Here is a 26,846-nt window from a genome sequence, read left to right on the forward strand (position 1 = left end):
TTTTACGCCATGCTGTGGTTGTATACTTCACATGATTAGGCTTGCCCAGCGCAGGCCTTTTTTGCATTATTAACTAAAATAAAAAAGAGAACGCTATTTTATGGAAGCGATATTGCTTACCAGCCAATTATACCCGTGGTTATTCTACCTATTTGTTTTTGTGGTTAGCTTAATGGTAGGAAGCTTCTTAAATGTAGTTATTCATCGCTTGCCCATTATGATGGAAAACAGTTGGAAGCAGGAATACGCCAGTTACTTTATTGAAACAGATAGCGAAAATGAAGATATTCAAGCTGCTGGTGAGCAAACTTCCTCTGAAACGTTTAATTTAGCTAAGCCAGATAGCACTTGCCCAAGTTGCGGTCATAAAATTCGGGCTTGGGAAAATATTCCTATTATTAGCTATCTTTTCCTTCGCGGGAAATGTTCAAACTGTAAAACCCCTATTTCTATTCGCTACCCATTGGTAGAACTATTTACAGCGCTAACTTGTACATTCGCCGCCTATTATTTTGGCCCTACACCTCAAGCAATATGGGCAGTGATCTTTACTTATATTCTTATCGCTCTAATTTTTATCGATTTAGATAAAATGCTGCTTCCAGACCAACTTACCCTTCCCTTACTGTGGCTTGGTTTAATACTTAGCACCCAATCTATTTTTGTTGGACCAGTTGACGCCATTATTGGTGCAGCCGCCGGATATTTGAGTTTATGGTCTGTGTTCTGGTTGTTTAAATTAGTCACCGGCAAAGAAGGTATGGGATATGGCGACTTTAAAATATTAGCAGCTCTTGGTGCCTTTACTGGCTGGCAGGGCTTACCTATCATTATTTTATTGTCTTCAATAGTCGGTGCAATCGCCGGCATTGCCATAATGATGTTCCAAAACAAAGGAAAATCACTGGCTATCCCCTTCGGGCCCTATTTGGCTGTAGCAGGTTGGATAACCTTATTTTATAAAGATACGATTATTACCCACTATTTAAAATGGGCACTGCAGTAATGGCAGTAACTAAAAGAACAGCCGAAGCAGAACCAAAGAGGCCTTCGAATAAAAGCGATAAAATCGTGATTGGCCTTACCGGCGGAATTGGTAGTGGAAAGTCTGCCGCTACGAATAAATTCGCAGCGTTAGGTATTGATATTATTGATGCCGATGAAGTGGCTAGAGAGGTTGTTACTCTTGGCAGTGAAGGGTTAACTAAAATAACCGAGCATTTTGGCCACGCTATTTTGTTAGAAGACGGCACTCTGAACAGAGCAGCTTTACGAGAACAAGTTTTTAATAACAGCGAAGAAAAAAAATGGCTCAATCAATTGTTACATCCGCTTATTCGCAAAACTATGCTTCAACAAATAGCTTACGCGACTAGCCATTATTGTATTTTATCGGTTCCCTTACTAATTGAGGGAAACCTTAGTGAATTATGCGACCGAATAATTGTGGTAGATTGCCCCGAATCAATGCAGCTTGAACGAGCCATGCAACGCGATGGCAGTACCAAGCAACTAATTGAAAATATTATGGCATCGCAAGCGACTAGAAAAGAACGATTAGCCGCTGCAGACGATGTCATCGATAATAGTAAAACTATTGAGTTTCTCAATGAGCAAGTTATCGCGCTACATAACGAGTACACCCGTAAATACAGTGCAAATAACGAAAATTCTTCGTAAATTCGGTTTTACTGCAACTTTTTTCCTTAAAACTCGTCAAAAGTTTAATTGATTATGAAAGTAGGCTTGGCTTAGGGCAGTTCATGCATTAGGCTTTAGGGTTAAGTCTATGTGTTTTAAGGATATCCATGAGCGAAGCTGTATTCGAATTCCCCCTAAAGGAAAAAGTGCGTAACTATCTGCGCGTAGAGCAGCTTCTTGGGCAGTTAAAAAGCACTGCGAAATCTGACAGTGTGCCGCTGCAAATGGTTTTCTTTGAGCAGTTATTTGAGTTACTCGATTTGATTGAGCGACTGGATTTACGCTCAGACATGAGCAAAGATTTAGATGCCCACGAAAAAAATCTCGTTTATTGGTCACAGCACCCTAAGATAGATAGTGCCGCGCTAGATCAGGCACTTAAAACCATAGTGAACCTTAAGCAAAAGCTTAAAACCGACCGTCGCTTTGGCAGCGCGCTTAAAGAAGATAAGCTGCTAAGTGCGATTAGGCAGCGCTTCGCTATTCCAGGTGGTTCTTGTAGCTTTGACCTACCCAACCTTCACTTTTGGCTTCAGCAACCTGCCGAGGTGCGCCAACAAGAAATTGGTCAATGGCTTGAAACCTTGAGTTTATTAGACGACACCATAGCCGTTAGCCTGTCGTTTATTCGTGAACGCGGACAATTCAAAACGGTTACTGCAGACAATGGTTTTTATCAAGGTGCGGCTGAAGATAAAAACGAGCTTATCCGCATAAAATGCCGTGTAGATGAAGGTTACTACCCTACCCTTAGCGGCAATAAATACCGCTATGCCTTGCGCTTTTTATGGTTTTCTCCCGCTGAAGGCCAAAACGCGGCTGTTGAATCTAATATTCAGTTTAAACTGGCAGCCTGTTAAACTACGCCTATCGAAAACCTAATCTGCCACTGGAGTGATTCATGGTTGTAAATTGCCCAACTTGTGCGAAGTCGGTTCCTTGGAATAGTGATAGCGAGTTTCGCCCTTTTTGTAGTAAAAAATGCCAACTTATTGATTTAGGCGAATGGGCTTCTGAAGAACACAAAATTGCTGCAAAGCCATCTGAACAGCCTTCCGCTAAAGAAGTCGATATTGAAGAAATAGAAGCAATGCTTGCTAAGCAATCTGACGACTTTTTCAAACACTAATAGGAAGTATATGATTAATAAAATTGCGCTTGTTGGTGGAACACATGGTAATGAAACCAGTGGTATTCAACTTATTCATAACTGGCAATCTGAAGGGTTCTCTGATGCCCTATCATCGCGCTATTCATCACTGGACGTGTCGCTTACCATTGCTAACCCAGACGCCCTAAGCGCTAATGTGCGATTTGTTGAAGAAGATTTGAATCGTCAGTTCACCCTAGAAGCCTTAAGCAATTCCAGCGATGCTAAAGAGGCGAAGCTAGCCAAAAAGCTTAACCAGCAATTTGGCCCGAAAGGCAACTCTGCCACTGACTTGGTCATTGATATTCACAACACCACCAGTAACATGGGTGCAACGCTAATCATTTTAGAAGCTGATGACTTCCATATTCAGCTGGCACGATTTGTAAAGCATCATATGCCTGAAGCGAACATCCTTTTAGAAGATGAAAAGCCGTATTTAGAGCACGGTTATTTATGTACCACGGGTAAACGTGGCGTAATGATTGAGGTAGGCGCACAACCTCAAGGTGTGTTGCGAGAAGACGTTTATTTGCTTACCCAAACCATGGCTGAAGTTATTCTGGATTTTTGCCAAGCGTATAACACGGATAGCCTTGAACAATACCCCGAATGCGAGGTGTTTAGACTAGGGGAAAATATTAAATTCCCACTCAATGCCGAAGGTAAACGTACTGCGATGATCCACCACTCATTGCAAGATAACGACTTCGCCCCGCTTATTCCAGGTGCACCGGTATTTCGCACCTTTGATGGTAAAGACATTGAATGGCAAGAAGCACAGGAAACCTATCCTCACTTCATCAACGAAGCGGCTTATCACAAGTTAGATGTGGCTTTTGCCACTGCGACTAGGGTAATGCTGTAAGCTGTTAAATTCGTATTTCAGGACGGGACACAGAATACAAAAAAAGGCGGTCACTTCACTTCAACTTCAAAGACCGCCCTTTTGTTTTTTATTTTGAAGTGTATTGTTTAGGCTAAAAGCCGTCAGCTACTTCGTATATTTCTGTTGAAGCGCATCTATTATAGCCACATTAGCTGCTGGAAATTCACTAGCTTCTAATGCACTGACTTCAACCCAGCGCGTTTGTTGGTTTTCCTTACCTTCAGGCTCACCGTTAAACGCACTCACAGAATGTACATCAAGCTTAACAAGCTTATCGCCATAATCATGTTCAATGACAAGCAAAGGCTCGCTAGATTGCACTAGAATGCCAATCTCTTCTTGCAACTCTCGGCGTAATGCATCAAGTACAGTTTCATTGGCTTCCACTTTACCGCCAGGAAATTCCCACTTGCCGCCTTGATGGGCGTTATCAGCCCGTAGGCTGACAAATACTTGTGTACCGCGAAGTACTACCCCCACGGCAACATGTACAAGTTTCATTAGCTTAATTTACCGTGGCACTGCTTGTATTTTTTACCTGAACCACAAGGGCAAGGATCGTTACGACCTACTTTAGGGCCATCACGCACTTCAGTACGTACCTTATCGCTTGCTGCTTCTGGCGGTGCTTCTGTCGCTGACGCGTTTTCGTGCTCAAATTGCTTAGGCACGTTATCCGCTTGGCGACGCTGTTCTTCTACTTTCTCAACGTCTTCTTCAGCTTGCACTTTTACACGTGAAAGAATAGTAATGACTTCAACTTTCAACGTTTCTAGCATTTGTGAGAACAAAGCAAACGACTCGCGCTTATATTCTTGCTTCGGATTTTTCTGCGCATAGCTGCGTAGTCCAATACCTTGACGAAGGTGATCCATAGCCGCCAAATGCTCTTTCCAATGGCTGTCTAGGTTTTGTAGCATCACGGCTTTTTCAAACTGACGAAGTACTTGTTCGCCCACTACCGCTTCTTTTTCTTTGTAGCTAGAAACCACTTCACCATGAATACGCTCACGAAGCTTTTCTTCATAAAGTTTGTCGTCGTTTTCTAACCAGTTTTGAATAGGCAGGTCTACGGCGAAGTCAGCGCGTAAACGCTCTTCTAACCCTTTCACATCCCACATTTCTTCTAGAGACTGTGGTGGAATATATTCGTCAACCACACCGCTTACCACATCTTCGCGGATTACTGCGATGGTTTCACTGATGTCGCCTTCATCAAGCAACTCATTACGTTGCTCGTAAATCACTTTACGCTGATCGTTCGCCACGTCATCGTATTCAAGTAGTTGCTTACGAATATCGAAGTTACGACCTTCTACTTTACGTTGGGCGTTTTCGATAGCGCGGGTTACCCATGGGTGTTCAATGGCTTCGCCTTTTTCCATCCCTAAGCGCTTCATCATGTTGCCCATTTTTTCAGAGGCAAAAATACGCATTAGGGCATCATCTAGTGACAAGTAAAAACGGCTTGAACCTGGATCACCCTGACGACCTGAACGACCACGCAGCTGATTATCGATACGGCGAGATTCATGGCGCTCTGTACCAATGATATGCAAGCCGCCTGATTCTAATACCGCATCATGACGTACTTTCCACTCAGCCTTAATCTTATCGATTTGTGCTTGAGTAGGGTTTTCGATTTTTTCGATTTCTGCTTGCCAGTTACCGCCAAGCACAATATCCGTTCCACGACCTGCCATGTTAGTCGCTATAGTTACCGCACCTGGCTTACCGGCTTGAGCAACAATATCGGCTTCGTGTTCGTGGAACTTAGCGTTAAGTACTTTATGGGGAATTTTGCTTTTCTTAAGTACCCGAGACAACAACTCAGAGTTTTCAATCGATACTGTCCCTACCAAGGTAGGCTGACCGCGCTCAACACATGCTTTAATATCTTCTACAATAGCATCGTATTTTTCTTCTGCCGTTAAATAGATAAGATCGGCCTTATCTTTACGCTGCATAGGTTTGTTGGTCGGCAATACAACCGTTTCTAGGCTGTATATATGCTGGAATTCGAACGCTTCCGTATCGGCAGTACCTGTCATACCCGCAAGTTTGTTGTACAAGCGGAAGTAGTTTTGGAAAGTAATAGACGCTAAGGTTTGGTTCTCATTTTGAATCTTCACACCTTCTTTTGCTTCAACAGCTTGGTGTAAACCTTCAGACCAACGACGGCCTTCCATTGTACGACCAGTATGCTCATCAACAATAACGATTTGGTCTTCTTTAACGATGTAATCTACATCTTTTGAAAACAATTTGTGTGCACGAAGGGCTGCGTTAATGTGGTGAAGTAATGAGATATTACCCGCAGCAAATAACGATTCGCCTTCTGGCAATACGCCTGCACGATGTAAAATTTCTTCTACATGGCCCTGGCCACGTTCAGTTAAGTGAATCTGTTTCGCTTTTAGATCGATAGTGTAATCACCGTCGCCTTCTTTGCCTTCTTCGTCTTCTTCTTCTTGCTGAATCAATTCAGGTATAACTAAATTAATACGGCGGTAAAGTTCAGAACTGTCTTCTGCTTGGCCTGAAATAATAAGCGGAGTACGCGCCTCATCAATTAGGATTGAATCTACTTCATCCACTACAGCAAAGTTAAGTGGGCGCTGAACGCGGTCTTGCGGGCTAAACGCCATGTTGTCACGCAAGTAATCAAAGCCGAACTCGTTGTTTGTACCATAGGTAACGTCAGCTTGGTAAGCGTCACGCTTTTGCTCGTGCGCCATACCGGGTACGTTACAACCTACACGCATACCCAAGAAAGTGAACAGCTGGTTAGCCCATTCAGCATCACGCTTAGCAAGGTAATCGTTCACGGTAATAACGTGAACACCTTTACCTGATAAGGCATTTAAATAAGTTGGCAAGGTAGCGGTAAGGGTTTTACCTTCACCGGTACGCATTTCTGAAATTTTGCCTTCGTGTAATACTTGGCCGCCAAGCATTTGTACGTCGAAGTGGCGCATGCCGTACACACGTTTACTTGCTTCACGTACGGTAGCAAAAGCTTCGTACATTAGATCTTCAAGGCTTTCGCCTTTTTCGATTCGCTGTTTAAACTCAGCCGTTTTTGCTTTTAACGCCTCATCAGAAAGCTGTTCATACTCTGCTTCCAGTGCATTGATGGCATCTACATTTTTTTGTAATTTTTTTAATAGACGGTCGTTTCGGCTACCGAACACTTTTCTAAGGATGCTTGAAAACATTAGCTTGTTATTTCCACTACTTGTCGAGACGCCGCACGGTAAGAGCACAGCTGCGATTAAACGTAAAAGACACTACCTCTAAAGATAATGCCAAGCGATAACTAATTGTTGCGTAAGCTGAACGCTTACTTACCTGGCTGCTGCCGTGTTTATTTTTTATAAACGTATGGCAGAGGATCGATTTGCTTACCGTATCTTATTACTTCGTAGTGAACATGAACGCCCGTAGAGCGCCCCGTATTACCCATTTTAGCGATAGATTGACCCTTGGTCACCACGTCGCCTATTGAGACAGTTAACGTTTCATTATGCCCATAACGGGTAATAAAACCATCACCATGTTCTATTTCTACTAGATGCCCGTAACCGCTGCGTTCGCCCGCCCAGGTAACGATACCTGCTGCAGTAGCTAAAACGTCATCACCCGCTTTACCCGCGAAATCTAAGCCTTTATGCATGGCTGTTTCACCAGTGAAGGGGTCGGCGCGCATACCATAATAAGATGACAACCATCCCGATGCTATCGGTCGACCAGATAATTGACTCTGCTCATGGATATGGTGGCCCCTCACCAAACTTTCAAGCATAGAAAGCTGCTGAGATTTTACGTCGAGAGATTGCTGAAGCTTATTAATCTCGCTGAGTAAGGGATCATCTTGGAGGTTGTCCGGTATCGATACCGGTACGAAAGCGTCCAGGTCAGCCGCTGTCATACCTAATTCTGTTGCTATCTGCTTTCCTTTATCATCGAGCATAGACGCTTGTGCTGAAAGCTCGGCAATATGGGAAATCAAAGTTTGTAATTTAATGGTGGTCTGTTGTTTAAGTGCTTCAACGTCTTGTTGCGTTTCATTCACTTCAGATTGTGCCAGGCGAACCCTAGCTACATCTTCAGACACAGATTCTGTGGAACGACTAGACACTAACATAAATATCGACGACAACACGGTCGCGCTCACCAGCGTACGTACACTGATGCTATGACGATAGCGTTTGTTCTTGCCTGATAGCGTTATTGTTAGCTTCATACCACAAATAGGAAATTTCTGTCGTGCTCAGTGAGCTTCTAATACCTGTTTGCTAACAAACAAAGACACGGCTAAAGCCGAGCTGGGAAGTAAAGAAGTTATGGCACATTAATTATAATTATATAGATTGCTTACTTTATCATTGTTTAGTCTAAAAGCTAAACGAAAAAAAGCCGCCATGTAGGCGGCTTCTTGTATACCGGTTTACGCTAATACTGGTTGAGCGTAATGGATAGGTGCTTCGTCTTGAGAATCGTACGTTATAAATTCCCAGCAGTCTTTCTGCGCAAGCACGGCGTTTAATAGTTTGTTGTTTAACCCGTGGCCTGTTTTGTAAGCGCGCAATTCACCAATAAGGCTATGCCCACCTAAGTACAAATCACCAATAGCATCTAAAATTTTATGCTTTAAAAATTCGTCGTCGTAACGTAAACCTTCGGGGTTCAACACGCGAAATTCATCAAGAGCAACCGCATTTTCCATGCTGCCGCCTAACGCTAAGTTGTTAGCATTCATGTATTCAAGGTCGCGCATAAAACCGAAGGTACGTGCACGGCTTACTTCGTTCACATAAGAACATGAATCGAAATCCATGGTCATATGCTGACGAGTTTGGCTGATAACTGGGTGATCGAAGTCGATTTGGAAGTCGACACGGAAACCATCATAAGGCACTAATTCGGCCCACTTATCGCCGTCTTCAACGCGAACGGTTTTCTTAATACGGATAAAGCGCTTAAGAGCATTCAACTCTTCTATTCCTGCTGATTGAAGCAAGAATACGAAGGGGCTAGCACTACCATCCATAATAGGCAGCTCGTTGCTATCAACTTCAACAATGATGTTGTCGATACCAAGCCCTGCAAGCGCAGATGCCAAATGTTCAACGGTTTGAATTGTCACGCCGTCTTCATTATTCAAACAGGTACACAGCATGGTATTACCCACTGCGTTTGCACGCGATGGAATATCAACATGAGGTTCAAGGTCAACACGCCTAAACACAATTCCCGTGTTTGCAGGCGCAGGCCGGAGAGTCATTGTGACCTTTTCCCCTTTATGAAGCCCAATTCCGGTTTCTTGCACCGGGTGCTTGATTGTACGTTGTCTAATCATCTGCTTATGCTTTTACCTATAAAAAAAGCGGTCGCGAATTATAGTGACTTACCACTTATTTGTCAAAAAATACGCAATTTGAACCATTCGCGAATCCAAAATTTTACGCGCAAGTAGTCACTCTGGTCACTAACCTGGAAAAATTCCAGTTTAAAACCTACCAGACATATAGTGCCCTTAATACCGTTCTGACAACGGTATTTCAGAAAAATTCACTTCAATTTCAGCGAGGTGAATTAGTCTGCTTGCTTACGCAAAAACGCTGGAATGTCTAGATACTCTAAATCATTACCAGGTTGCGCTTCATCTTCAGCTTTAAGTGCTTGGTTGCCTTCAGTACTGCCAACCGATGCTGAACGAGGTTCAGACGCTGTTGTGCTACCGTACTCTTTAGCTGGCGTAGTTAAACGCGAACCTTCTGAGCTTACTAGCGAAATGTCAGGCTTTCGCTCTGCGCCAATACCGGTTGCAACAACCGTTACGCGAAGCTCATCTGTCATTTCCATGTCGATAACGGTACCAACAACCACTGTCGCATTTTCAGAAGCAAACGCTTTAACAGCATTACCAACAGTTTCGAACTCGTCAATAGCGAAATCTGGGCCGGCTGTGATATTCACAAGAATACCGCGCGCACCTGACAAATCGATATCTTCAAGTAGCGGACTAGCAATGGCTGATTCAGAGGCTTCTTCAGCACGATCTGGACCACTTGCTGAACCACTGCCCATCATGGCTTTACCCATCTCAGACATTACTGTACGTACGTCGGCGAAATCCACGTTGATCAATCCAGGGCGAGTAATTAGCTCTGCAATCCCCTGAACAGCACCACGTAATACGTCGTTCGCTGCGCTGAACGCTTGAAGTAAAGGCGTACCTGGCCCCATCACTTTTAACAATTTCTCGTTAGGAATAGTGATAAGTGAATCTACGTTGTTAGCCAGTTCAACAATGCCCTGCTCTGCAAACGTAGTACGCTTTTTACCTTCAAATGGGAATGGCTTGGTAACAACAGCCACAGTAAGAATTCCCATTTCGCGAGCAATTTTTGCCACTTCAGGTGCTGCACCAGTACCTGTACCACCACCCATACCAGCGGTGATGAAAACCATATCTGCACCATCTAATGCCTGGCGAATGGTTTCTCTGTCTTCGTGTGCAGCATCGCGTCCAATGTTAGGATCGGCGCCTGCGCCTAAACCTTTAGTAACACTTGAACCAATTTGTAAGGTAACGTCAGCATTTGAGCTGCGTAGTACCTGCGCGTCGGTGTTTATCGCAATAAACTCTACGCCTTCAATGCTTTGAGACACCATGTGCTCAACTGCATTTCCGCCGCCGCCACCAACGCCGATGACTTTGATTACGGCTTCTTCGCCGTGACTATCCATTAATTCGAACATACTTACTCTCCGGTTGTACGTCTTCTATGCTTCGCTACGACACATAGTCGATTATCTGCATCCTGCCAATCGTGATGTCGTAGCTATAGCGACCCCAAAAAAATTAAAATTCACCTTTAAACCAGCTTTGCACGCGATGAAATAAACTCTCACCCGGTTTTTGCTTACTGGACTTCTTATTATCTGCTTGCACTTTGCCGTATTGCAGAAGCCCTACGACGGTTGCAAATCCTGCATCATCAACGTATTCAGACAAGCCTTTAACGTTGATTGGGTTGCCTACTCTCACAGGCATCTGGAAAATTTCCTCGGCAAACTCAACCGCACCTTCCATTTTGGCGGTACCACCAGTTAGCACTAAGCCGGCGGCAATTTGCTCTTCCAGACCACTGGCACGAATTTCATCATGTACCAGTTCAAAAAGTTCTTGGTATCGAGGCTCAATCACTTCAGCTAGCGTATGTCGCGACATGACTCGCGCGGCACGCCCGCCTACACTTGGCACTTCAATACTTTCTTCCATACTGACCATGTCTTTTAGCGCGCAGGCATAATTAACTTTAATCTCTTCTGCGTTGCTAATTGGTGTACGGAAAATCTTAGCGATGTCGCTGGTAATCTGATTACCGGCAACAGGGATAACAGCGGTATGCCTAATGGCACCATCTGTGTAAATAACGATATCCATGGTGCCACCACCAATATCGACTACACACACACCTAATTCACGCTCATCATCCGTTAGCACGGCATAACTTGATGCCAATGCTGAAAATATCAATTGGTCGGCGTTTAGTTCGCAGCGCTCAACACACTTCACTAAATTTTTCGCCATATCGTCTGCACAGGTAATAATGTGTGCATCAGCTTCCATTCTTACGCCTGACATGCCAATTGGGTTCTTAATTCCTTCTTGCACATCAATAGTAAATTCTTGTGGTAAAACATGAAGTAACCTGCGTTCAGCTGCAATAGGAACACTACGTGCTGCATGAATAACGTTGTCTACGTCTTCTTGGGTTACTTCTTGGTTGTTAATCGGCACCATACCGTTTTCGTTTTGGCATTTTACGTGACGGCCTGAAATAGACATGAACACTGAAGAAACACGGCAATCTGCCATTAGCTCCATTTCATTTACCGCACGTTGCACCGACTTAACCACAAGGTTTAAGTCATTTACGCCGCCTTTATCCATGCCTTTTGCGGCATGCGTACCGACACCGACAATACTGATTTGATCGTCGTCTAACAGCTCGCCCACCACAGCCTTTACCTGGCTAGTGCCTATATCTAAGCCTACAATCAAATTACGTTCAGCAGGTTTTGACATGGTTTCCTTAACTCTCTTTGTTTGTTGTATCGCTGTTGCTGTTTTCCCAGCCAACCGCGACACCCGTATCGTAACGAAGATCGATATATTTTACCGTCTTCTCTTGCTGCGCAAGTAAGGGATATACATCGATAAAGCGTTGTAACCTATCGATAAATTCCTTGCGCCCTAAATTTAATTCAATACCATTTTCAAGTTGAACTTGCCATGCGAAGCGCTCGCTCAACGACAATTCTTCAATATTCATAGCAGTAGTGGTTAACAGCGCATGCATGGCGTTATACCCTTCAAGCGCGGTCTTCTCGCTACCACCTGGGCCGTATAACCTTGGTAAGGCTAAATCATGCCCATCGGCGTTAAACGTATCGCCGTAGGGGTTTAGCAACAAATCTTCGTTCCATTTAGCAACGGGTTGCTGCTCAACCAAATATATCTTTAACGTGTTTGGCCATTTTTTGCGTACCGACGCGCGATACACCCATGGCTGTGCTTCTACCAGTTCAAACACTTCATTCACATCTAGGGCAAAAAAACTGCCCGGTTGTGACTTTCTTATTAGGCGTTCTAGCCTAGTAATATTCACATGTTGGTAATCGCCTGAAAAATCGATTACCTGAACAGGCATTTGCTGTTCATCTTGCATATAACCGTTGGCCTTAACAACGCCAAACACTAATGCCGCGATAACAAACAATAAGAACACTACACCGCCCCACAAAGACGCTTTGTCTTTAGCTGGCTTATTGTTTACTGTGCTCGTCTTACTTGTCATTGCGCTTTATGCTCTGCTGTCAGGGTCGAAACTGGTGGCCAATATTGCCAGAACCAGTTCATCAAAACTTAACCCTGCCACTTTAGCCGCTTTAGGCACCAAGCTCTTTTCCGTCATTCCAGGCACCGTATTCGCTTCAAGCAAATAAAAATGCCCATCACTATCTTGCATCACATCAATGCGACCCCAGCCAGAGCCAGAAATAGAATCGAATGCCTGCGTCGATAGCTGAGCAAGATGTGCTTCTTGCTCGTCAGACAAACCACTTGGACAAAAATACTCTGTGGTATCGTCTTGGTACTTTGCAGCGTAATCATAAAACGTATGTGGAGTAGACATGCGAATAGACGGCAATGCCTGCCCCTGAATTACTGAAACCGTAAACTCAGGGCCTTTAATGTATTGCTCTAACAGGACCTGGTTGTCATAGTTAAAGGCGTCCTGTATGGCATTTTCGAGTTGTTCAGCGCTTGTCACTCTCGCCATGCCAATACTCGACCCTTCTCGGGCCGGTTTTACCATGACTTCATTCCCCAACTTTTCCATTATAGCGCTGCACTTACCAGCTTCAAAGCGCCTTTTATCAGCAATTTCATATTTAGCAGTAGGTAAGCCAAGGCTTTGCCATACTTGCTTGGTGTGAATTTTGTCCATCGCCAAGGCAGAACCTAAAACCGGCGTTCCCGTATAGGGAATTTTAAGCAGTTGTAGTGCCCCTTGCATTGAACCATCTTCACCACCTCGACCGTGTAACATGATAAGTACTCGGTCAACTTTTTCGCTGATTAAATCAGTAAGTGGTCGCTCTGCCGGATCGAAAGCTATAGCGTTTACATTTTCTCGTAAAAGCGCTGCAAGCACCGCGTTTCCTGAGTTTAGCGACACGTCACGTTCGGCAGAGTCGCCGCCAAACATGACCGCCACTTTTCCAAATTCGGCAGCATCATATTTTTTTAAGTTGCTAAAAAGACTCATGCATCGCTCTCCTGATGCAGCGCTTTTGGCTCCATCTCGCGGCTGGCGAGCAACTTAGCAATTTGACCAATGTTTCCAGCGCCTTGGGTCATCACGATATCGCCCTCTACCAAAATATTGGCAAGAATGGCGGGAAGCGCTTCTTTACCGCCCACGTAAACGGGCTCAATTTGGCCACGTTGACGGATAGAACGACACAAAGATTTACTGTCAGCACCTTCAATAGGCTGTTCACTGGCCGGGTAAACGTCTAACAATAGCAATACATCTACCGTAGACAGCACGTTAACAAAGTCTTCGTATAAATCACGAGTACGAGTAAACCGGTGTGGTTGATACACCATCACTAAACGATTCTCGGGCCAATTAGCCCTCGCTGCCGCTATCGTGGCTTTCACTTCTGTAGGGTGATGACCATAATCGTCAACCAAGGTAACGTTGCCAACACTGGTATTAAAATCGCCAAGTACTTCAAACCGACGACCAATACCACCAAAGCTTGCCAATGCGGCCACAATGGCGTCATCATCAATGCCTTCATCCGTTGCCACAGCAATGGCTGCCAACGCATTTAGCACATTGTGGTTACCGGTTAGGTTTAATGTCACCTTCAAAGGCTCACGCTCTGGCCGTATAACGGTAAAATTAGCTTGTCCAAACGACAAGGTAATATCCTCAGCTCGCACATCGTTGTGCGCTTCAAAACCATAAGTAATGATACTGCGGCCAATACGCGGGCTAATCTCTTGTATGTTGGCGTCGTCGCCACATACGATTGCCTGCCCGTAAAATGGCAAATTACTCAAAAATTCAACAAAAGTGTCTTTCACTTTCGAGAAGTCACCGCCATAGGTATCCATATGGTCAGCTTCAATATTCGTAACTACCGACACCATAGGCTGCAAGTGTAAAAACGATGCATCACTTTCATCGGCTTCAGCAATTAAATAACGGCTTCTACCTAGGCGCGCGTTAGTACCTGCACTATTTAACAAGCCGCCAATAACAAACGTTGGATCGTACTGCGCTTGTGCAAAAATGGTAGAGATCAAACTGGTTGTTGTGGTTTTACCATGGGTTCCTGCCACGGCTATACCATGACGAAAACGCATTAATTCCGCTAACATTTCCGCGCGACGTATAATTGGAATACGTTGCTCTCTGGCGGTAATAATCTCTGGATTAGCTTCATTAATGGCGCTAGAAACCACAATCACATCCATACCATCAACGTTTTCGGCTTTATGACCAATCTTTACATCCACGCCCAAATCACTAAGGCGCTGAGTCATTGGCCCTGAATTTATGTCAGAGCCAGCAATGTCGTAACCTTCATTAAGCAGTACTTCAGCAATACCGCCCATACCCGCACCGCCAATGCCGATAAAAAATATTTTCTTCACCCTGCGCATTTGCGGGCTTTCAAATGGGGTCTTAAAAACCATTATTCCCCTTCTCCTACTACTGCCATGCAATGGCTTACTACTTGTTCAGTGGCGTGAGTACTGGCGTGTTGCCTTGCTACTTCACCCATTTTTTGGCAATCGCTAGGGTGTGTTACCCAGTGCCGAACTGCCTGCCTTAAATTGTCTTTTAATGCTGACTGCGCAATCATAATGGCAGCGCCATACTTTACTAACGACTGCGCATTTTTTGTTTGATGATCGTCTACCGCGTGTGGAAGAGGTACAAACAATGCTGCTCTTCCTGCCGCGGCTACTTCAGCAACAGTGAGCGCACCGGCTCTGCAAATCACAAAATCAGCCCATTCGTAGGCCGCTGCCATATCATCAATAAAGTCGCTGACTTCAACGGGATTATCCGAACCTGCATAAAGCGCTTCTACCGATGCTTTATTGCCTTTTCCGCACTGATGTCGAATAGATAAACCATCAATGACCCCACACGTTTCGGGCACAGTATCATTTAGCACTTTAGCACCCAAACTTCCGCCAACAACAAGAAGGTTAAGTTTACCCTTTACGGTTTGGTCTGAAACTGCTTCTTTAGGGTTAACTTTCCAAATTTCGTCTCGCACCGGGTTACCCACGGTGTGGACTTTAGAGCTAACCTTGGCAAATTGTGGTTTAGCATCTTTAAAACCGAGTAGTACTCGTGTGGCAACTTTAGCCAATAACTTATTGGTCATGCCCGCGGCCGCATTTTGCTCGTGTATTACCACGGGAATGCCTAACGATTTGGCAGCAACACCACCAGGGCCGCTGGCGTAACCACCGAACCCAAGCACTAAATCTGGTTGCACCCGTTTAATAATACGGCGAGCCGAAAACAAACTTTTTATCAATGCGATACCGCCCGATAATTTGGCTTTTAGCCCTTTACCTCTAATACCTTTCACTGGAATAAAGTGAATGGGAATGCCATGTTTAGGCACAACGTCGGCTTCCATTCGCTCAGCAGTACCTAGCCATTCTATTTCCCAACCCGCTGATTGCAGCGCGTGAGCCACCGCTAATCCAGGGAAAACATGCCCCCCAGTGCCACCAGCCATAATTAAGCAACGCTTACTCACTCGAAGCCTCCTTAGATACACGGGCTAAAATGGCCTTAATACCGGCTTTGCCTTCATCTTCAGGAGAAATTGTATTAGATGATTTTTTTGTTCCAGCGTCTTTTGTTTTAACTACTGGCGCGTCTTCGCTACTCTCATGCATATCAGGAGCGTTCACATCAGACGCTTTCAGATCAGGGGCTTGGTTGTAATCAGCCTCGGCATCAGCGAACGGTTCAGCATTGGTATGTTTCGTTCTCACTGGCGGCTTAGCTGCTGATTTAGCACTAGGCTTTGCTTTCACTTTTCCAGTTTTCTTAATGTCGCCACGCCCGAGAGCTTGAACACCATCTACACGCAATTCGAAATCGATACGCAACAATAAAGCCACCGCAACAGACATAACAATAAGCGATGAACCACCGTAACTCACTAATGGCAGCGTTAACCCCTTGGTAGGCAGAATACCTGCACTGGCACCAATATTAACTGCGGTTTGAAAACTAAACCAAATTCCTACGCTATAAGCTAAATACCCTTCAAATGGGCGTGATTTCAATAAGGCTTTGTTACCTATTTGTAGCGCACGTACCACCATCCATAATATTAAGCCAAGTACCGCAAGCACACCCACAAAGCCAAGCTCTTCAGCTAAAATGGCCATCACAAAATCGGTGTGTGCTTCTGGTAAAAACTCTAGCTTTTGTAGGCTATTACCCAAACCTTGGCCAAACCAATTGCCGCGGCCATAAGCCATAAGCGATTGGGTAAGCTGATACCCAGCGCCAAAAGGATCGGCCCAAGGATCAAGAAATGAGGTCACCCGCTTCATGCGGTATTCCTCAAACACGATAAGGGCAACAACCGCCAATACGCCCGCGAATACCAACGCAAAGAACTGCCATAAGCGAGCACCCGCTAAAAATAACAGCCCAATGGTAGTGGCAAACATTACGACCACAGTACCCAAATCGGGTTGTAGCAGCAGTAACATGGCTAATGCGAAGAACACCACTAATGGCTTTATAAACCCTTTTAAATTTTCCGTTACTTCTTCATAACGGCGAACTAGGTAGCCGGCCAAGTAAGTGAAGAAGAAAAGCTTGGCAGGCTCTGCAGCCTGAATGGTGATGGGGCCTAACGCCAGCCAACGAGTACTCCCGTTTACGGTGCGCCCAATAAGCAGCACTGCCACCAATAGACCAATAGCCGCTAACAACAGATAAGGGTTTGCCGTACGCCAAAACTGCATGGGAAGCTCTAGCACCACCATGGCAGCAATAATTGCCCCCACAATGTAAATACCGTGTCGAATAGCAAAGTAAAAAGGGTTATCGTGAATTCTTTCAGCAACCGGCATTGAAGCTGATGTCACTATGATAATACCTATCGTCATTAGCGCTAATGCAACTATGATAAGGCCTATATCGTAGGGGCTTTGAAGGTTTTGTTCGTCATGACGAGCCGCAAACAACGCACTTAATTTAGTATCGGCTTGCGGCTTATCTTTTGTTTTTAACGCGCGGTTTGCTTGGGGAGCGCTTGCAGTCGTCATCATGATGGCAAACCTCCCGCTTCTTTCATTACGCTAGCGTCACGAGCAAATTTCACGCTTGTGGTAATATGTGTGACGGCATTAGTAAATACTTGTGCACGGTGCATATAGTTTTTGAACATGTCGATACTTGCACAGGCTGGGGACAGCAAGACAATATCGCCGTTACCAGCACGTAAGTTTGCAGCCGACACCGCCATCTCCATTGAGGCCACTATTGTGGTATCACTAAAAACAGCGCTGAATTTTTCTGCATCTTTGCCTAACGCAATCACTTCACTAACACTTTCATCTAGCGCAGGTTTTAAAGCACTTAAATCTGCCCCTTTGCTATCACCACCGGCAATTAAAATAATCTTTCCTTTAGTGGTAGGTGCAAGCCCTTGAATAGCTGCGATAGTGGCTCCCACGTTAGTGGCCTTCGAGTCATCAATCCATTTCACGCCATTAATGTTGGCAATTTCTACGCAGCGGTGCGGCGCCGAACTAAAGCTTGCCACCGCAAGTGCGGCTGTATTAAGCAGGGCTGGTTTATTCAATGAAGTACTAAACGCTTGGCACAATGCCAGCGACGCCATCACGTTTAGCACATTGTGCATGCCTGCCAATCGAATATCGGCGGTGTTAAGCAGTGCTTCACCGTTGAAGGTAATCGCACCTTCGCGTAAACCAAAGCCGGTATCGCTAGCATCAAGGCCATAGGTGATAGTGTTTTCGCAATTTGAAGTTGGCGTAACCTGTTTGTCGCCGCGCCATACTACTGCGGTATTACAATGACTAAAGATACGTTGTTTGGCCGCTGTGTAGTGCTGCATATCGCCGTGTCTATCTAAATGGTCATCGCTAATATTCAAAATCGATGCGGCATTTAGCTTTAAGCTCGACGTTGTTTCAAGCTGAAAACTAGATAGTTCTAAAACAATGACATCCAAAGAAGAAGACTGAGTTTCAAGCTCTGCTATGGATTCTGGAAGGGTTTCAAGTACTGGGCGCCCTACATTACCCGCCTCACACACCTCGTACCCACACGCCTTTAGCATGTGAGTCGTTAAAAGCGTAACCGTGGTTTTTCCGTTAGAACCGGTAATGCCTATGGTTGGCGTAGTGTTAAGACGTGCAAACAATTCCACGTCGCCAATCACCTCAACACCACAGGCTTTTGCGTGTTCCACTTGTTCAATGTTAAGCGGTAAGCCTGGACTCAGTACCAAGGTATCAACGCCTGCAAAGAAGTCACGAGGTAATGTCCCGGTGGTTACGCAGATATTTAATGGTGCTGACACGTTGAAAGTATCGCGGGTATCAAAGGCTTTTACCTTCGCCCCTTGCTGTTTTAGAAAACGCACGCAAGCCTGACCTGTTACTCCAAGGCCGCCTACCACATAAGAATGTGCACGTACGTTATATGTCATTATCTAAGTTTCAACGTTGCCAGCCCAACAAGGACTAAAATGATAGAAATGATCCAGAAGCGCACAATTACTCGCGGCTCCGGCCAACCTTTTAATTCGTAATGGTGGTGAATAGGTGCCATTCTAAAAATACGTTGTCCACGCAACTTAAATGAACCCACTTGCAAAATGACCGATAAGGTTTCTACTACAAACACACCACCCATAATAATCAGTACAATTTCTTGGCGAACTAATACGGCTAGTACGCCCAATGTGCCACCTAATGCCAATGAACCTACATCGCCCATGAAGACTTGTGCTGGATAGGTGTTAAACCATAAAAATCCTAGCCCAGCACCAACAATGGCCGTACACACAATTACCAATTCACTGGTAAGGGGAATATGCGGAATATTAAGGTAGTCGGCGAAATTCGCGTTCCCGGTTACATAAGCAAAAATAGCGAAAGCACCTGCCACTAAAATAGTCGGTACAATGGCTAAACCATCAAGGCCGTCGGTTAGGTTTACTGCGTTACTTGTGCCCACAATGGCAAAGTAAGTAATAATGATAAAAAAGGCGCCTAGTTGCGGAAACACTTCTTTAAAGAAAGGGATAAGCAATGAGGTTTCAGCACTTAATGTGGCACTGCTATATAGGAAGAAAGCTACCCCAATGGCTACCACCGATTGCCAGAAATACTTCCAGCGCGCAATCAAGCCTTTTGAGTCTTTACGGATCACTTTGCGATAGTCATCAACAAAACCGATAATGCCGTACGACACCACCACGGCTAAGGTCACTAAGACGTAGCGGTTACTTAAATCTGCCCACAATAAGACACTCACTACTATAGCCGCTAAAATCAGTAAGCCACCCATAGTAGGTGTACCCGATTTAGATAAATGACTTTGCGGGCCATCATCACGTACGGTTTGCCCTATCTGCATGGTTTGCAAATAACGAATCATCTTAGGGCCAATTAAAATAGCAATCAGCAACGCCGTTAGCGTACTTAAAATCGCTCTTAGGGTAAGGTATGAAAATACGTTAAACCCAGTATCAAATTGTGTCAGCCAGTCAGCTAGCCAAATTAACATGCAATACGCTCCCGACGGCGTTCAAACTTTCCCAGCGAAGAGGCCTCTATCGCCTCTACCACGCGTTCCATACGAGAACTGCGTGAGCCTTTTACTAAAATTGAAATATCTTGTTGTTCTACTTGTAGGTCTTGCTCTAGCGCTTTCATCAAACTGTCTATATCAGTGAAATGGCCGCTATTTTTTTCAGTCCCATTTTTTCCTGAAACTTCTTCAAACACTGCACTGGCGGACTGACTTAACACACCAAATGAATACAGGTAATCAATACCTTTACTTAGTGCGTAATTACCGACTTGCTCATGATAGAAACGCGCTTTTTCGCCGAGCTCTTTCATGTCGCCCAATATCAAAACATTAATGCCAGAGAAAGTACTTAGTGTATCGATAGCCGCATTCACAGAAGCAACGTTGGCGTTGTAAGTATCATCGAGCAAACGTACTTGGCTACCTAATGTCTTAACATTCAAGCGCCCTTTTACTTGCTTCATCGCAAGCAAACCGTCACGTACGTTCTCAAGGGTGGCACCCAATTGCATGGTAAGGGCCGCAGCAACGAGTGCATTTCCCACATTATGGATACCAGGAATAGTTAATTGAATAGCAGCTTCACCTTCGTTGCTACACAACTGAAATGCTGCGCAACCATCAAGACCTACAATGATATCTTCTGCTGTGAAGTCGGCTTCGTTGTTCTTTTGCATTGGCGAGAAAGTTAATACCCGCTTTTGCTTGAGCTTACCTTGCCAGAAATCGGCAAATTGGCTGTCTACATTAACGATGGCAGTGCCGTTATCGCCTAAGCCTTTAAAGATTTCGCTTTTTGCACGCGCTACACCTAACAAACTCCCGAACCCTTCAAGGTGAGAAGCTGCAGCATTGACGATAGTGGCAACATCTGGCTTAACCAGATTAGTGGTGTAAGCAATTTCACCTAGATGGTTTGCACCTAATTCCATCACCGCGTATTCGTGGTGTTGTTCTAGGCGAAGTAAGGTAAGCGGAACCCCAATATCGTTGTTAAAATTGCCATTGGTAGCAAGAACAGAGCCGCGGCGCTCTAATATGGCCGCACACATTTCTTTCACGGTAGTCTTACCGCTACTTCCTGTGATAGCGATAGTTTTAGGTGCCACTTCACGTTTTACAGCAGCCCCTAAAAGGCCTAAAGCCAGTTTAGTGTCTTCAACATACACCACAGGAATGGAAACATTCACAGGTTCGCTGGCAATAATTGCACTTGCGCCCGCTTTTTCAGCACTTTCTGCAAAAGCATGGCCGTCGAAATTATCGCCTTTTAATGCAAGGTATACAGAGCCCGAATCTAAGGTTCGTGTGTCTGTACTTACTGCATTGACTTCACAATCTTGTCCGTCAAGTTTGCCGTCTATTTGGCTGGCTATCCACGACAGTGTTGTAGTTATCATTTTTTGTACTCCTGTTGTAGTCGAGCCACAACTGTACGTTCGTTATAGTCTGTCTGTTGGGTACCAATAATTTGGTAATCTTCATGGCCTTTACCAGCCACTACAATAATGTCGTTCTCATCTGCACTATTTAGGCAATAGCGAATAGCGCTTTCTCTGTCTGCTTCTTCTACTGCGTCATTGGGGCGTTGCAAGCCCGCCTTAATATCGCTAGCAATACTTTCTGGCGACTCGCTACGACTGTTGTCAGTGGTAATGACAATCACGTCAGCATGCAGTTCAGCCGCTACTCCCATTAAGGGGCGCTTGCCTTTATCGCGATCGCCACCACACCCAAACACGCACCACACTTTACCAGCAGTATGTGTTTTAGCGCTTTTCAGCACTTGTTCTAACGCGTCTGGCGTGTGCGCATAATCAACAATTACGCTGGCACTGCCCTCTACAGGGAACACTTCCATTCTTCCCGGTACGGGTTGCAAACCATTCACTACCCGCACTACATTTTCAAAGCGTTCGCCCTGCGCCAATAAACATGAAATAGCGCTTAGCGTATTGCTCACGTTAAACGAGCCAAACAATGCCAATTCAATAGGTGCTGTGCCCCATGAAGAAACAAGGTCGAATCGAATTCCTGAAGAATGGTATGAAACATTTGTGGCGAAACAATGGCGATCTTGTGGTTGTTTGTGCGTGGCTAAAACATCATCAGTGGGTTCAAATCCTGTCCATACTCGTGTCACTCTCGGCTTTTTATCTTCGCTTTTCTTTAAGCCTTCATGATTAGCTGCGTTCGTGTCTAAATATTTAGCCCAATTCTGGCTTTCACTGTCGTTTACATTCAACACAACAGCTTCAAGGCCAGGTTGATCTAACAACAAACGTTTTGCCTTCGCGTACTCTTCCATGGTGCCGTGATAATCAAGATGGTCCCGCGTTAAATTAGTGAATACTGCAATATCTGTTTTCACTTGGCTTAACCGGCCTTGCACTAATGCATGAGAACTAGCTTCAAACGCCGTATGTCGCACTTCGCATTGCACAAACTCTGCCAACACGTACTGCAAACGAATAGCATCAGGGGTGGTATTAGCCGCGGCGGTCGTAACCCATTGGGTATTTTCACCTTCATATACACTACTGCCAAGAGTGCCAACGCTTGCACTGCGCGTACCCAGCGCATCTTTCAACTGAGTAAGCAATTGAACTGTCGAGGTTTTTCCGTTAGTTCCCGTTACCGCCACTGTCATCATTTTCAAAGCGGGGTAATCGTAAAACGCAGCCGCCAATGCCGATAGCATGCTAGGTAATTGATATAGCGAAATAATTACCGAATGGTCGCGCATTTCCATTTGGCCATGGGCTTGACTGTCGTCAGTTTGCGCCAGAATGACACGCGCGCCTAAACTAATCGCCTGAGGTATGAAATCTCTTCCGTCACGCTCATGACCTTTAACCGCTACAAATGCTGTTTTTGTGTTCACATCACGGCTGTCTAAAGTTAGGCCTTCAATACGAATATCTGGCGCGTCTATGCCAAACTTTGCCATTAGCGCACGCGTACTTTGAATAAAGGAATTAACTACCACTGTTGCCTCCTTTCAGCCATGCGCCTGACGTCACGTGCTTGTCATCTGGGGTTACGTTTAGCATGTGTAAAGCGCCGCCCATAATTGATGAAAATACAGGGGCCGCGGTGTCACCGGCGTGATACAAATCACCACCAGGCTCGTTAATAAGCACAATAGTGACAAGTCTTGGGTCGGAAACTGGGGCAATACCGGCAAAGATATTCACATACTCTTCGCCATAGCCACCTGCCACAGCCTTGCGACTGGTGCCTGTTTTTCCTGCCACACGATAACCTGGAACGGCTGCTTTTTTCGCTGTACCGCCACGCTGGGTTACGCTTTCCATCATTTGGACTATAGCTTTTGCATTCTCTTCACTTATTACCCGTTCAGGCTGGCCTTGCCATCCGGTTTGCTGTGGCGACTTGATAATATTCAGAGGCTGCTTGATACCGCCATTCGCCAATGTGGCGTACAACCGCCCAAGTTGCGCAGTGGTTACCGATATCCCATAGCCAAATGACAAGGTGGCAAGTTCGAATTCAGACCAACGGCTTCGGTCGTAGAAGATACCACTGCTTTCACCCGCCATATTTAGGCCCGTATCTGACATCAACCCAATGTTGTAATAGGTGTCGAGTAGAAATTGCTTAGGCACAGACAGCGCTAATTTCGAGGTACCCATATTGCTTGAATGCTGGATAATTTCTTCAAGGGTAAGCTCGCCATAGTTACGCGAGTCTTTAACTAAGCTTCCGCCTAGGCGCATCCAACCAGGGTTAGTATCTACTACATCTTCAGCTTCTACTTCACCAAATTCCATAGCAGTTAGTACCGCCAACGGCTTTAACGCAGAGCCTGGCTCGAATGCATCCGTAATGACGCGGTTACGCATGCGGTGGGGTGAAATATTACTGCGATCGTTAGGGTTAAAAGACGGCGCATTTACCATGGCCAGTACATCGCCCGTTTTTACATCAATCACCACTGCCGAGGCAGAACTAGATTGATAGTAAATCATGGCTTCTTTAATTTCTTTGTACGCTAACGCTTGAATACGTTGGTCGATAGTCAGTTGCAGATTACCCGCATCTTCGCCAGTGGTGGTTTCTAAAATTTCTACCTGGCGACCTTTTGCATCTCGACGAATTTTGCGGGAACCGGGCGTACCAGTTAGCCACTCATCGTACATACGCTCTAGGCCTTCAACACCTGTATCATCAACATCGGTAACACCGATTAATTGGGCCGACACTTCACCGGTAGGATAATAACGACGACTCTCACGACGTAAGTAAATGCCTGGAATATCAAGTTTATCAACATACTCGGCCATGGCAGGAGACACTTGACGCTGCAAGTACACAAAGCGGCGCTTAGGATTGCTTACTTTTTCTTGCAAGCTATCTACCGACTGGCCTAATACATCGGCCAGCGCTTGCCAACGACGTGGCTCAGCAAGGCCATCGTTCTCATGAATAATTTTAGGATCGGCATAAATGGCCCGAACTGGCACGCTTACGGCTAGCTCAACCCCATTTCTGTCTGTCACTAGGCCGCGATAGGTAGGCATGTTGCGCGTACGCAAGGTACGGCTATCGCCTTGTTGAATAAGTTCATCAGGCTCAATAACTTGAATAAACGCCGCGCGGGCAGCCAGTGCCGCGAAAACCGAGATAACCACGATAAGCACAACCACAAAGCGCCAGTGCACCAAGCTTGGTGTGACGTTCTGTTTCGCTCCGCTCGCTTTGCGGCTACGTTTAACGGTTGGCGTGGTCATTTAAGTCTCACTACCACTTCGTCATCGGCTGTAGGACGGTACATATCAAGTTGCTTTTCAACCAAGGTTTCAATGCGGTTATGTTCGGTAAGCGCACGTTGTTCTAGCACTAAATTGCGCCATTCAACATCCAGCTCATCTTTCTGCTGCATCAGGTCTTCAAGGGCAATAACTTGCTGGCGATTTTGGTGGCTACCAAGAATAACCGCCATGCCACTAAGCAGAACCGCTAAATACAACAAAACCCGCAACTTGTTGCGGGTTAAATCTGACACAATAATCAGCAGTAAACTGAAGTTTGTATTTGCCCTGTCAGGCTTACCTAACGTCATAGCTTTTCGGCCACCCTTAGTACAGAACTGCGTGAGCGAACGTTGTTCGCAATCTCCAATTCAGAGGGTTTTATAGCCCGACTTAACGCTTTTAATACTTTATCGGCATCTATTTCAGCTTGGGTTATGGGCAAATTGTGCGGTACTGATTTGCCTTTGCTTTGGTCTTTTATAAAGCGTTTTACTAGTCGGTCTTCCAAAGAATGAAACGAAATAACCGCTAAGCGGCCTTCTTTTGCTAACACTTGAGTGGCTGCTTTTAGGCCTATTCGCAACTGCTCTAGCTCAGCATTAATGTAAATTCGGATACCTTGGAATGCCCGAGTGGCAGGATGTTTAAACTTATCTTTGACTGGTACGGCTTCATCAATAAGTGCGGCTAACTGAGCAGTACGAGTAATAGGTGTGGTTTCACGAGTATTTACAATGGCGTGCGCAATGCGTTTACCAAACTTCTCTTCACCAAATTCTTTAATCACTTGGGTAATGTCTTGTTCTTCGGCGCGGGCTAACCAATCGGCTGCACTTTCACCGCGTGAGGTGTCCATACGCATATCTAGCGGGCCATCGCGAAGGAAACTAAACCCACGTTCGGCGTCATCAAGCTGAGGTGACGAAACACCTAAATCCATTAATACGCCGTCAATCTTTCCGGTTAAACCAAGGGCTTCAATTTCTTCAGCCATATCGCCAAAAGGAGAATGAATAATACGGAAACGGCTGTCATCGGCAAAACGCTTAGCCGCTTCTATGGCCTGAGGGTCGCGATCAAACGCGATTAAGCTACCATCGCTACCCAACGCATCAAGAATGTGCGCAGAATGGCCTCCACGGCCGAATGTGGCATCAATGTAGATACCGTTAGGTTTGATAGCTAGGGCTTCTATGCACTCGTCGAGTAACACAGAAACATGTTTGAATTCGTTAGATTGGCTCATAAGGAAAAGTCCTGTAAACGTTCGGTGAGTTCAAATTCGCCTTTGCGTTCGGTATCCATATCAAGCTCAACTTGTTCAGCCCATACTTCGGCATCCCAAATTTCAAACTTATTCAACTGACCAACTAACATGACTTCTTTTGATAGGTGAGCATGAAGGCGTAGCGGAGTAGGAAGCAGAATTCGTCCGCTTTTATCCATTTCACCTTCAGTAGCATGACCGAGTAATAAACGCTGCATGCGTCTTTCCGCTGGAATCATGCTTGAGAACTTAATGAGTTTAAGCTCAATTTCTTCCCATTCGGGAAGTGGGTAAAGCAGCAAACAACTTTGCTGTGTATCGACCGTACAGACCAGCTGTCCATTACAATCATCCAGCAGCGACTGCCGATACTTTGTTGGTATCGCTAGTCTGCCTTTTGTATCCAGATTGATTGCGTTAGCGCCGCGGAACATTCCCCTAGCCTTCTATATTTTGCTCTTGGTTTTCTTGTTTTTTTGAGTACTGATCTGCAAAACAATGATGGTTCGATCCACTATTCGCCACATTTACCCACTGATTGACAGTTTAGGTATCATTGATCCCCACTGTCAAGCTAAAAAGCATAGTGAAGGCCACGTATTTACTGGCTTTGAACTGTGTGCAT

At 45.3% G+C, this 26,846-nt stretch carries 24 protein-coding genes; 5 read left to right on the forward strand and 19 right to left on the reverse strand.

Annotated features, from left to right (window positions below):
- The first annotated feature begins 100 nt into the window (after nt 1–100).
- The 5 genes from ALT761_RS15465 (at nt 101) to ALT761_RS15485 (ending at nt 3,719) form a co-directional block, all read left to right on the forward strand.
- Nucleotides 101–1,006 carry a prepilin peptidase gene (locus ALT761_RS15465; RefSeq protein WP_129739865.1) on the forward strand — a complete coding sequence of 302 codons (906 nt, stop codon included), beginning with the start codon at nt 101–103 and terminating at the stop codon, nt 1,004–1,006.
- Complete coding sequence (gene coaE / locus ALT761_RS15470) at nt 1,006–1,680, forward strand: dephospho-CoA kinase (RefSeq protein WP_232043474.1); 675 nt, start codon at nt 1,006–1,008, stop codon at nt 1,678–1,680. Before ALT761_RS15465 ends, coaE begins: the two co-directional genes overlap by 1 nt.
- Before the next feature lie 128 nt (nt 1,681–1,808).
- On the forward strand, nt 1,809–2,561 hold the full coding sequence (gene zapD / locus ALT761_RS15475) for a cell division protein ZapD (protein ID WP_126873773.1): 753 nt from the start codon (nt 1,809–1,811) through the stop codon (nt 2,559–2,561).
- 41 nt (nt 2,562–2,602) lie between these two features.
- A complete protein-coding gene (gene yacG / locus ALT761_RS15480) occupies nt 2,603–2,830 on the forward strand; it encodes a DNA gyrase inhibitor YacG (protein ID WP_129739866.1) in 228 nt (75 codons plus the stop codon).
- A 10-nt stretch (nt 2,831–2,840) separates the two neighbouring features.
- Nucleotides 2,841–3,719, forward strand: a complete 879-nt coding sequence (locus tag ALT761_RS15485; RefSeq protein ID WP_129739867.1) for an aspartoacylase — start codon at nt 2,841–2,843, stop codon at nt 3,717–3,719.
- A 126-nt stretch (nt 3,720–3,845) separates the two neighbouring features.
- Here ALT761_RS15485 and mutT read toward each other — a convergent pair whose 3' ends face one another.
- The 19 genes from mutT to mraZ all read right to left on the reverse strand — a co-directional run bounded on the left by mutT (nt 3,846) and on the right by mraZ (nt 26,655).
- The gene (gene mutT / locus ALT761_RS15490) at nt 3,846–4,241 is read right to left on the reverse strand and encodes an 8-oxo-dGTP diphosphatase MutT (RefSeq protein WP_129739868.1); all 396 of its coding nucleotides are present in this window, start codon (nt 4,239–4,241) and stop codon (nt 3,846–3,848) included.
- On the reverse strand, nt 4,241–6,958 hold the full coding sequence (gene secA, locus ALT761_RS15495) for a preprotein translocase subunit SecA (RefSeq protein WP_129739869.1): 2,718 nt from the start codon (nt 6,956–6,958) through the stop codon (nt 4,241–4,243). The genes mutT and secA overlap by 1 nt, the downstream gene beginning before the upstream one ends.
- Nucleotides 6,959–7,107: 149 nt before the next feature.
- The gene (locus ALT761_RS15500; RefSeq protein WP_129739870.1) at nt 7,108–7,986 is read right to left on the reverse strand and encodes a M23 family metallopeptidase; all 879 of its coding nucleotides are present in this window, start codon (nt 7,984–7,986) and stop codon (nt 7,108–7,110) included.
- Nucleotides 7,987–8,190: 204 nt separating this feature from the next.
- Nucleotides 8,191–9,102 carry a UDP-3-O-acyl-N-acetylglucosamine deacetylase gene (gene lpxC / locus ALT761_RS15505; protein WP_013782943.1) on the reverse strand — a complete coding sequence of 304 codons (912 nt, stop codon included), beginning with the start codon at nt 9,100–9,102 and terminating at the stop codon, nt 8,191–8,193.
- Nucleotides 9,103–9,338: 236 nt separating this feature from the next.
- The gene (ftsZ, locus tag ALT761_RS15510) at nt 9,339–10,508 is read right to left on the reverse strand and encodes a cell division protein FtsZ (RefSeq protein WP_013782942.1); all 1,170 of its coding nucleotides are present in this window, start codon (nt 10,506–10,508) and stop codon (nt 9,339–9,341) included.
- 103 nt (nt 10,509–10,611) lie between these two features.
- Nucleotides 10,612–11,841, reverse strand: coding sequence for a cell division protein FtsA (ftsA, locus tag ALT761_RS15515; RefSeq protein ID WP_013782941.1), 1,230 nt, complete (start codon nt 11,839–11,841; stop codon nt 10,612–10,614).
- Between the two features lie 7 nt (nt 11,842–11,848).
- A complete protein-coding gene (locus ALT761_RS15520) occupies nt 11,849–12,613 on the reverse strand; it encodes a cell division protein FtsQ/DivIB (RefSeq protein WP_129739871.1) in 765 nt (254 codons plus the stop codon).
- Nucleotides 12,614–12,619: 6 nt separating this feature from the next.
- A complete protein-coding gene (locus ALT761_RS15525) occupies nt 12,620–13,588 on the reverse strand; it encodes a D-alanine--D-alanine ligase (protein ID WP_129739872.1) in 969 nt (322 codons plus the stop codon).
- Entirely contained in the window at nt 13,585–15,033 is a 1,449-nt protein-coding gene (gene murC / locus ALT761_RS15530) for a UDP-N-acetylmuramate--L-alanine ligase (protein ID WP_129739873.1), read from the reverse strand. The genes ALT761_RS15525 and murC overlap by 4 nt, the downstream gene beginning before the upstream one ends.
- Nucleotides 15,033–16,121: an undecaprenyldiphospho-muramoylpentapeptide beta-N-acetylglucosaminyltransferase gene (gene murG, locus ALT761_RS15535; protein WP_129739874.1), complete on the reverse strand. Its 1,089-nt coding sequence runs from the start codon at nt 16,119–16,121 to the stop codon at nt 15,033–15,035. The genes murC and murG overlap by 1 nt, the downstream gene beginning before the upstream one ends.
- The gene (gene ftsW / locus ALT761_RS15540) at nt 16,114–17,655 is read right to left on the reverse strand and encodes a cell division protein FtsW (RefSeq protein ID WP_129740668.1); all 1,542 of its coding nucleotides are present in this window, start codon (nt 17,653–17,655) and stop codon (nt 16,114–16,116) included. Before ftsW ends, murG begins: the two co-directional genes overlap by 8 nt.
- Complete coding sequence (gene murD / locus ALT761_RS15545) at nt 17,655–19,067, reverse strand: UDP-N-acetylmuramoyl-L-alanine--D-glutamate ligase (RefSeq protein ID WP_129739875.1); 1,413 nt, start codon at nt 19,065–19,067, stop codon at nt 17,655–17,657. Before murD ends, ftsW begins: the two co-directional genes overlap by 1 nt.
- Entirely contained in the window at nt 19,067–20,149 is a 1,083-nt protein-coding gene (gene mraY / locus ALT761_RS15550; RefSeq protein ID WP_057789946.1) for a phospho-N-acetylmuramoyl-pentapeptide-transferase, read from the reverse strand. Before mraY ends, murD begins: the two co-directional genes overlap by 1 nt.
- Nucleotides 20,143–21,576 (reverse strand): UDP-N-acetylmuramoyl-tripeptide--D-alanyl-D-alanine ligase, encoded by a 1,434-nt coding sequence (locus ALT761_RS15555; protein ID WP_129739876.1) that lies wholly within the window; start codon nt 21,574–21,576, stop codon nt 20,143–20,145. Before ALT761_RS15555 ends, mraY begins: the two co-directional genes overlap by 7 nt.
- Nucleotides 21,573–23,165 carry a UDP-N-acetylmuramoyl-L-alanyl-D-glutamate--2,6-diaminopimelate ligase gene (locus ALT761_RS15560; RefSeq protein WP_129739877.1) on the reverse strand — a complete coding sequence of 531 codons (1,593 nt, stop codon included), beginning with the start codon at nt 23,163–23,165 and terminating at the stop codon, nt 21,573–21,575. The genes ALT761_RS15555 and ALT761_RS15560 overlap by 4 nt, the downstream gene beginning before the upstream one ends.
- Nucleotides 23,155–24,930 (reverse strand): penicillin-binding transpeptidase domain-containing protein, encoded by a 1,776-nt coding sequence (locus ALT761_RS15565; RefSeq protein WP_129739878.1) that lies wholly within the window; start codon nt 24,928–24,930, stop codon nt 23,155–23,157. The genes ALT761_RS15560 and ALT761_RS15565 overlap by 11 nt, the downstream gene beginning before the upstream one ends.
- A complete protein-coding gene (gene ftsL, locus ALT761_RS15570) occupies nt 24,927–25,262 on the reverse strand; it encodes a cell division protein FtsL (RefSeq protein WP_013782930.1) in 336 nt (111 codons plus the stop codon). The genes ALT761_RS15565 and ftsL overlap by 4 nt, the downstream gene beginning before the upstream one ends.
- Nucleotides 25,259–26,200: a 16S rRNA (cytosine(1402)-N(4))-methyltransferase RsmH gene (gene rsmH, locus ALT761_RS15575; protein WP_062088014.1), complete on the reverse strand. Its 942-nt coding sequence runs from the start codon at nt 26,198–26,200 to the stop codon at nt 25,259–25,261. The genes ftsL and rsmH overlap by 4 nt, the downstream gene beginning before the upstream one ends.
- Nucleotides 26,197–26,655, reverse strand: a complete 459-nt coding sequence (mraZ, locus tag ALT761_RS15580) for a division/cell wall cluster transcriptional repressor MraZ (RefSeq protein ID WP_057789935.1) — start codon at nt 26,653–26,655, stop codon at nt 26,197–26,199. Before mraZ ends, rsmH begins: the two co-directional genes overlap by 4 nt.
- Nucleotides 26,656–26,846 lie beyond the last annotated feature (191 nt).

The organism is Alteromonas sp. 76-1, assembly GCF_900654235.1.
In the GTDB taxonomy this organism is placed as follows: Bacteria; Pseudomonadota; Gammaproteobacteria; order Enterobacterales; family Alteromonadaceae; genus Alteromonas; species Alteromonas naphthalenivorans.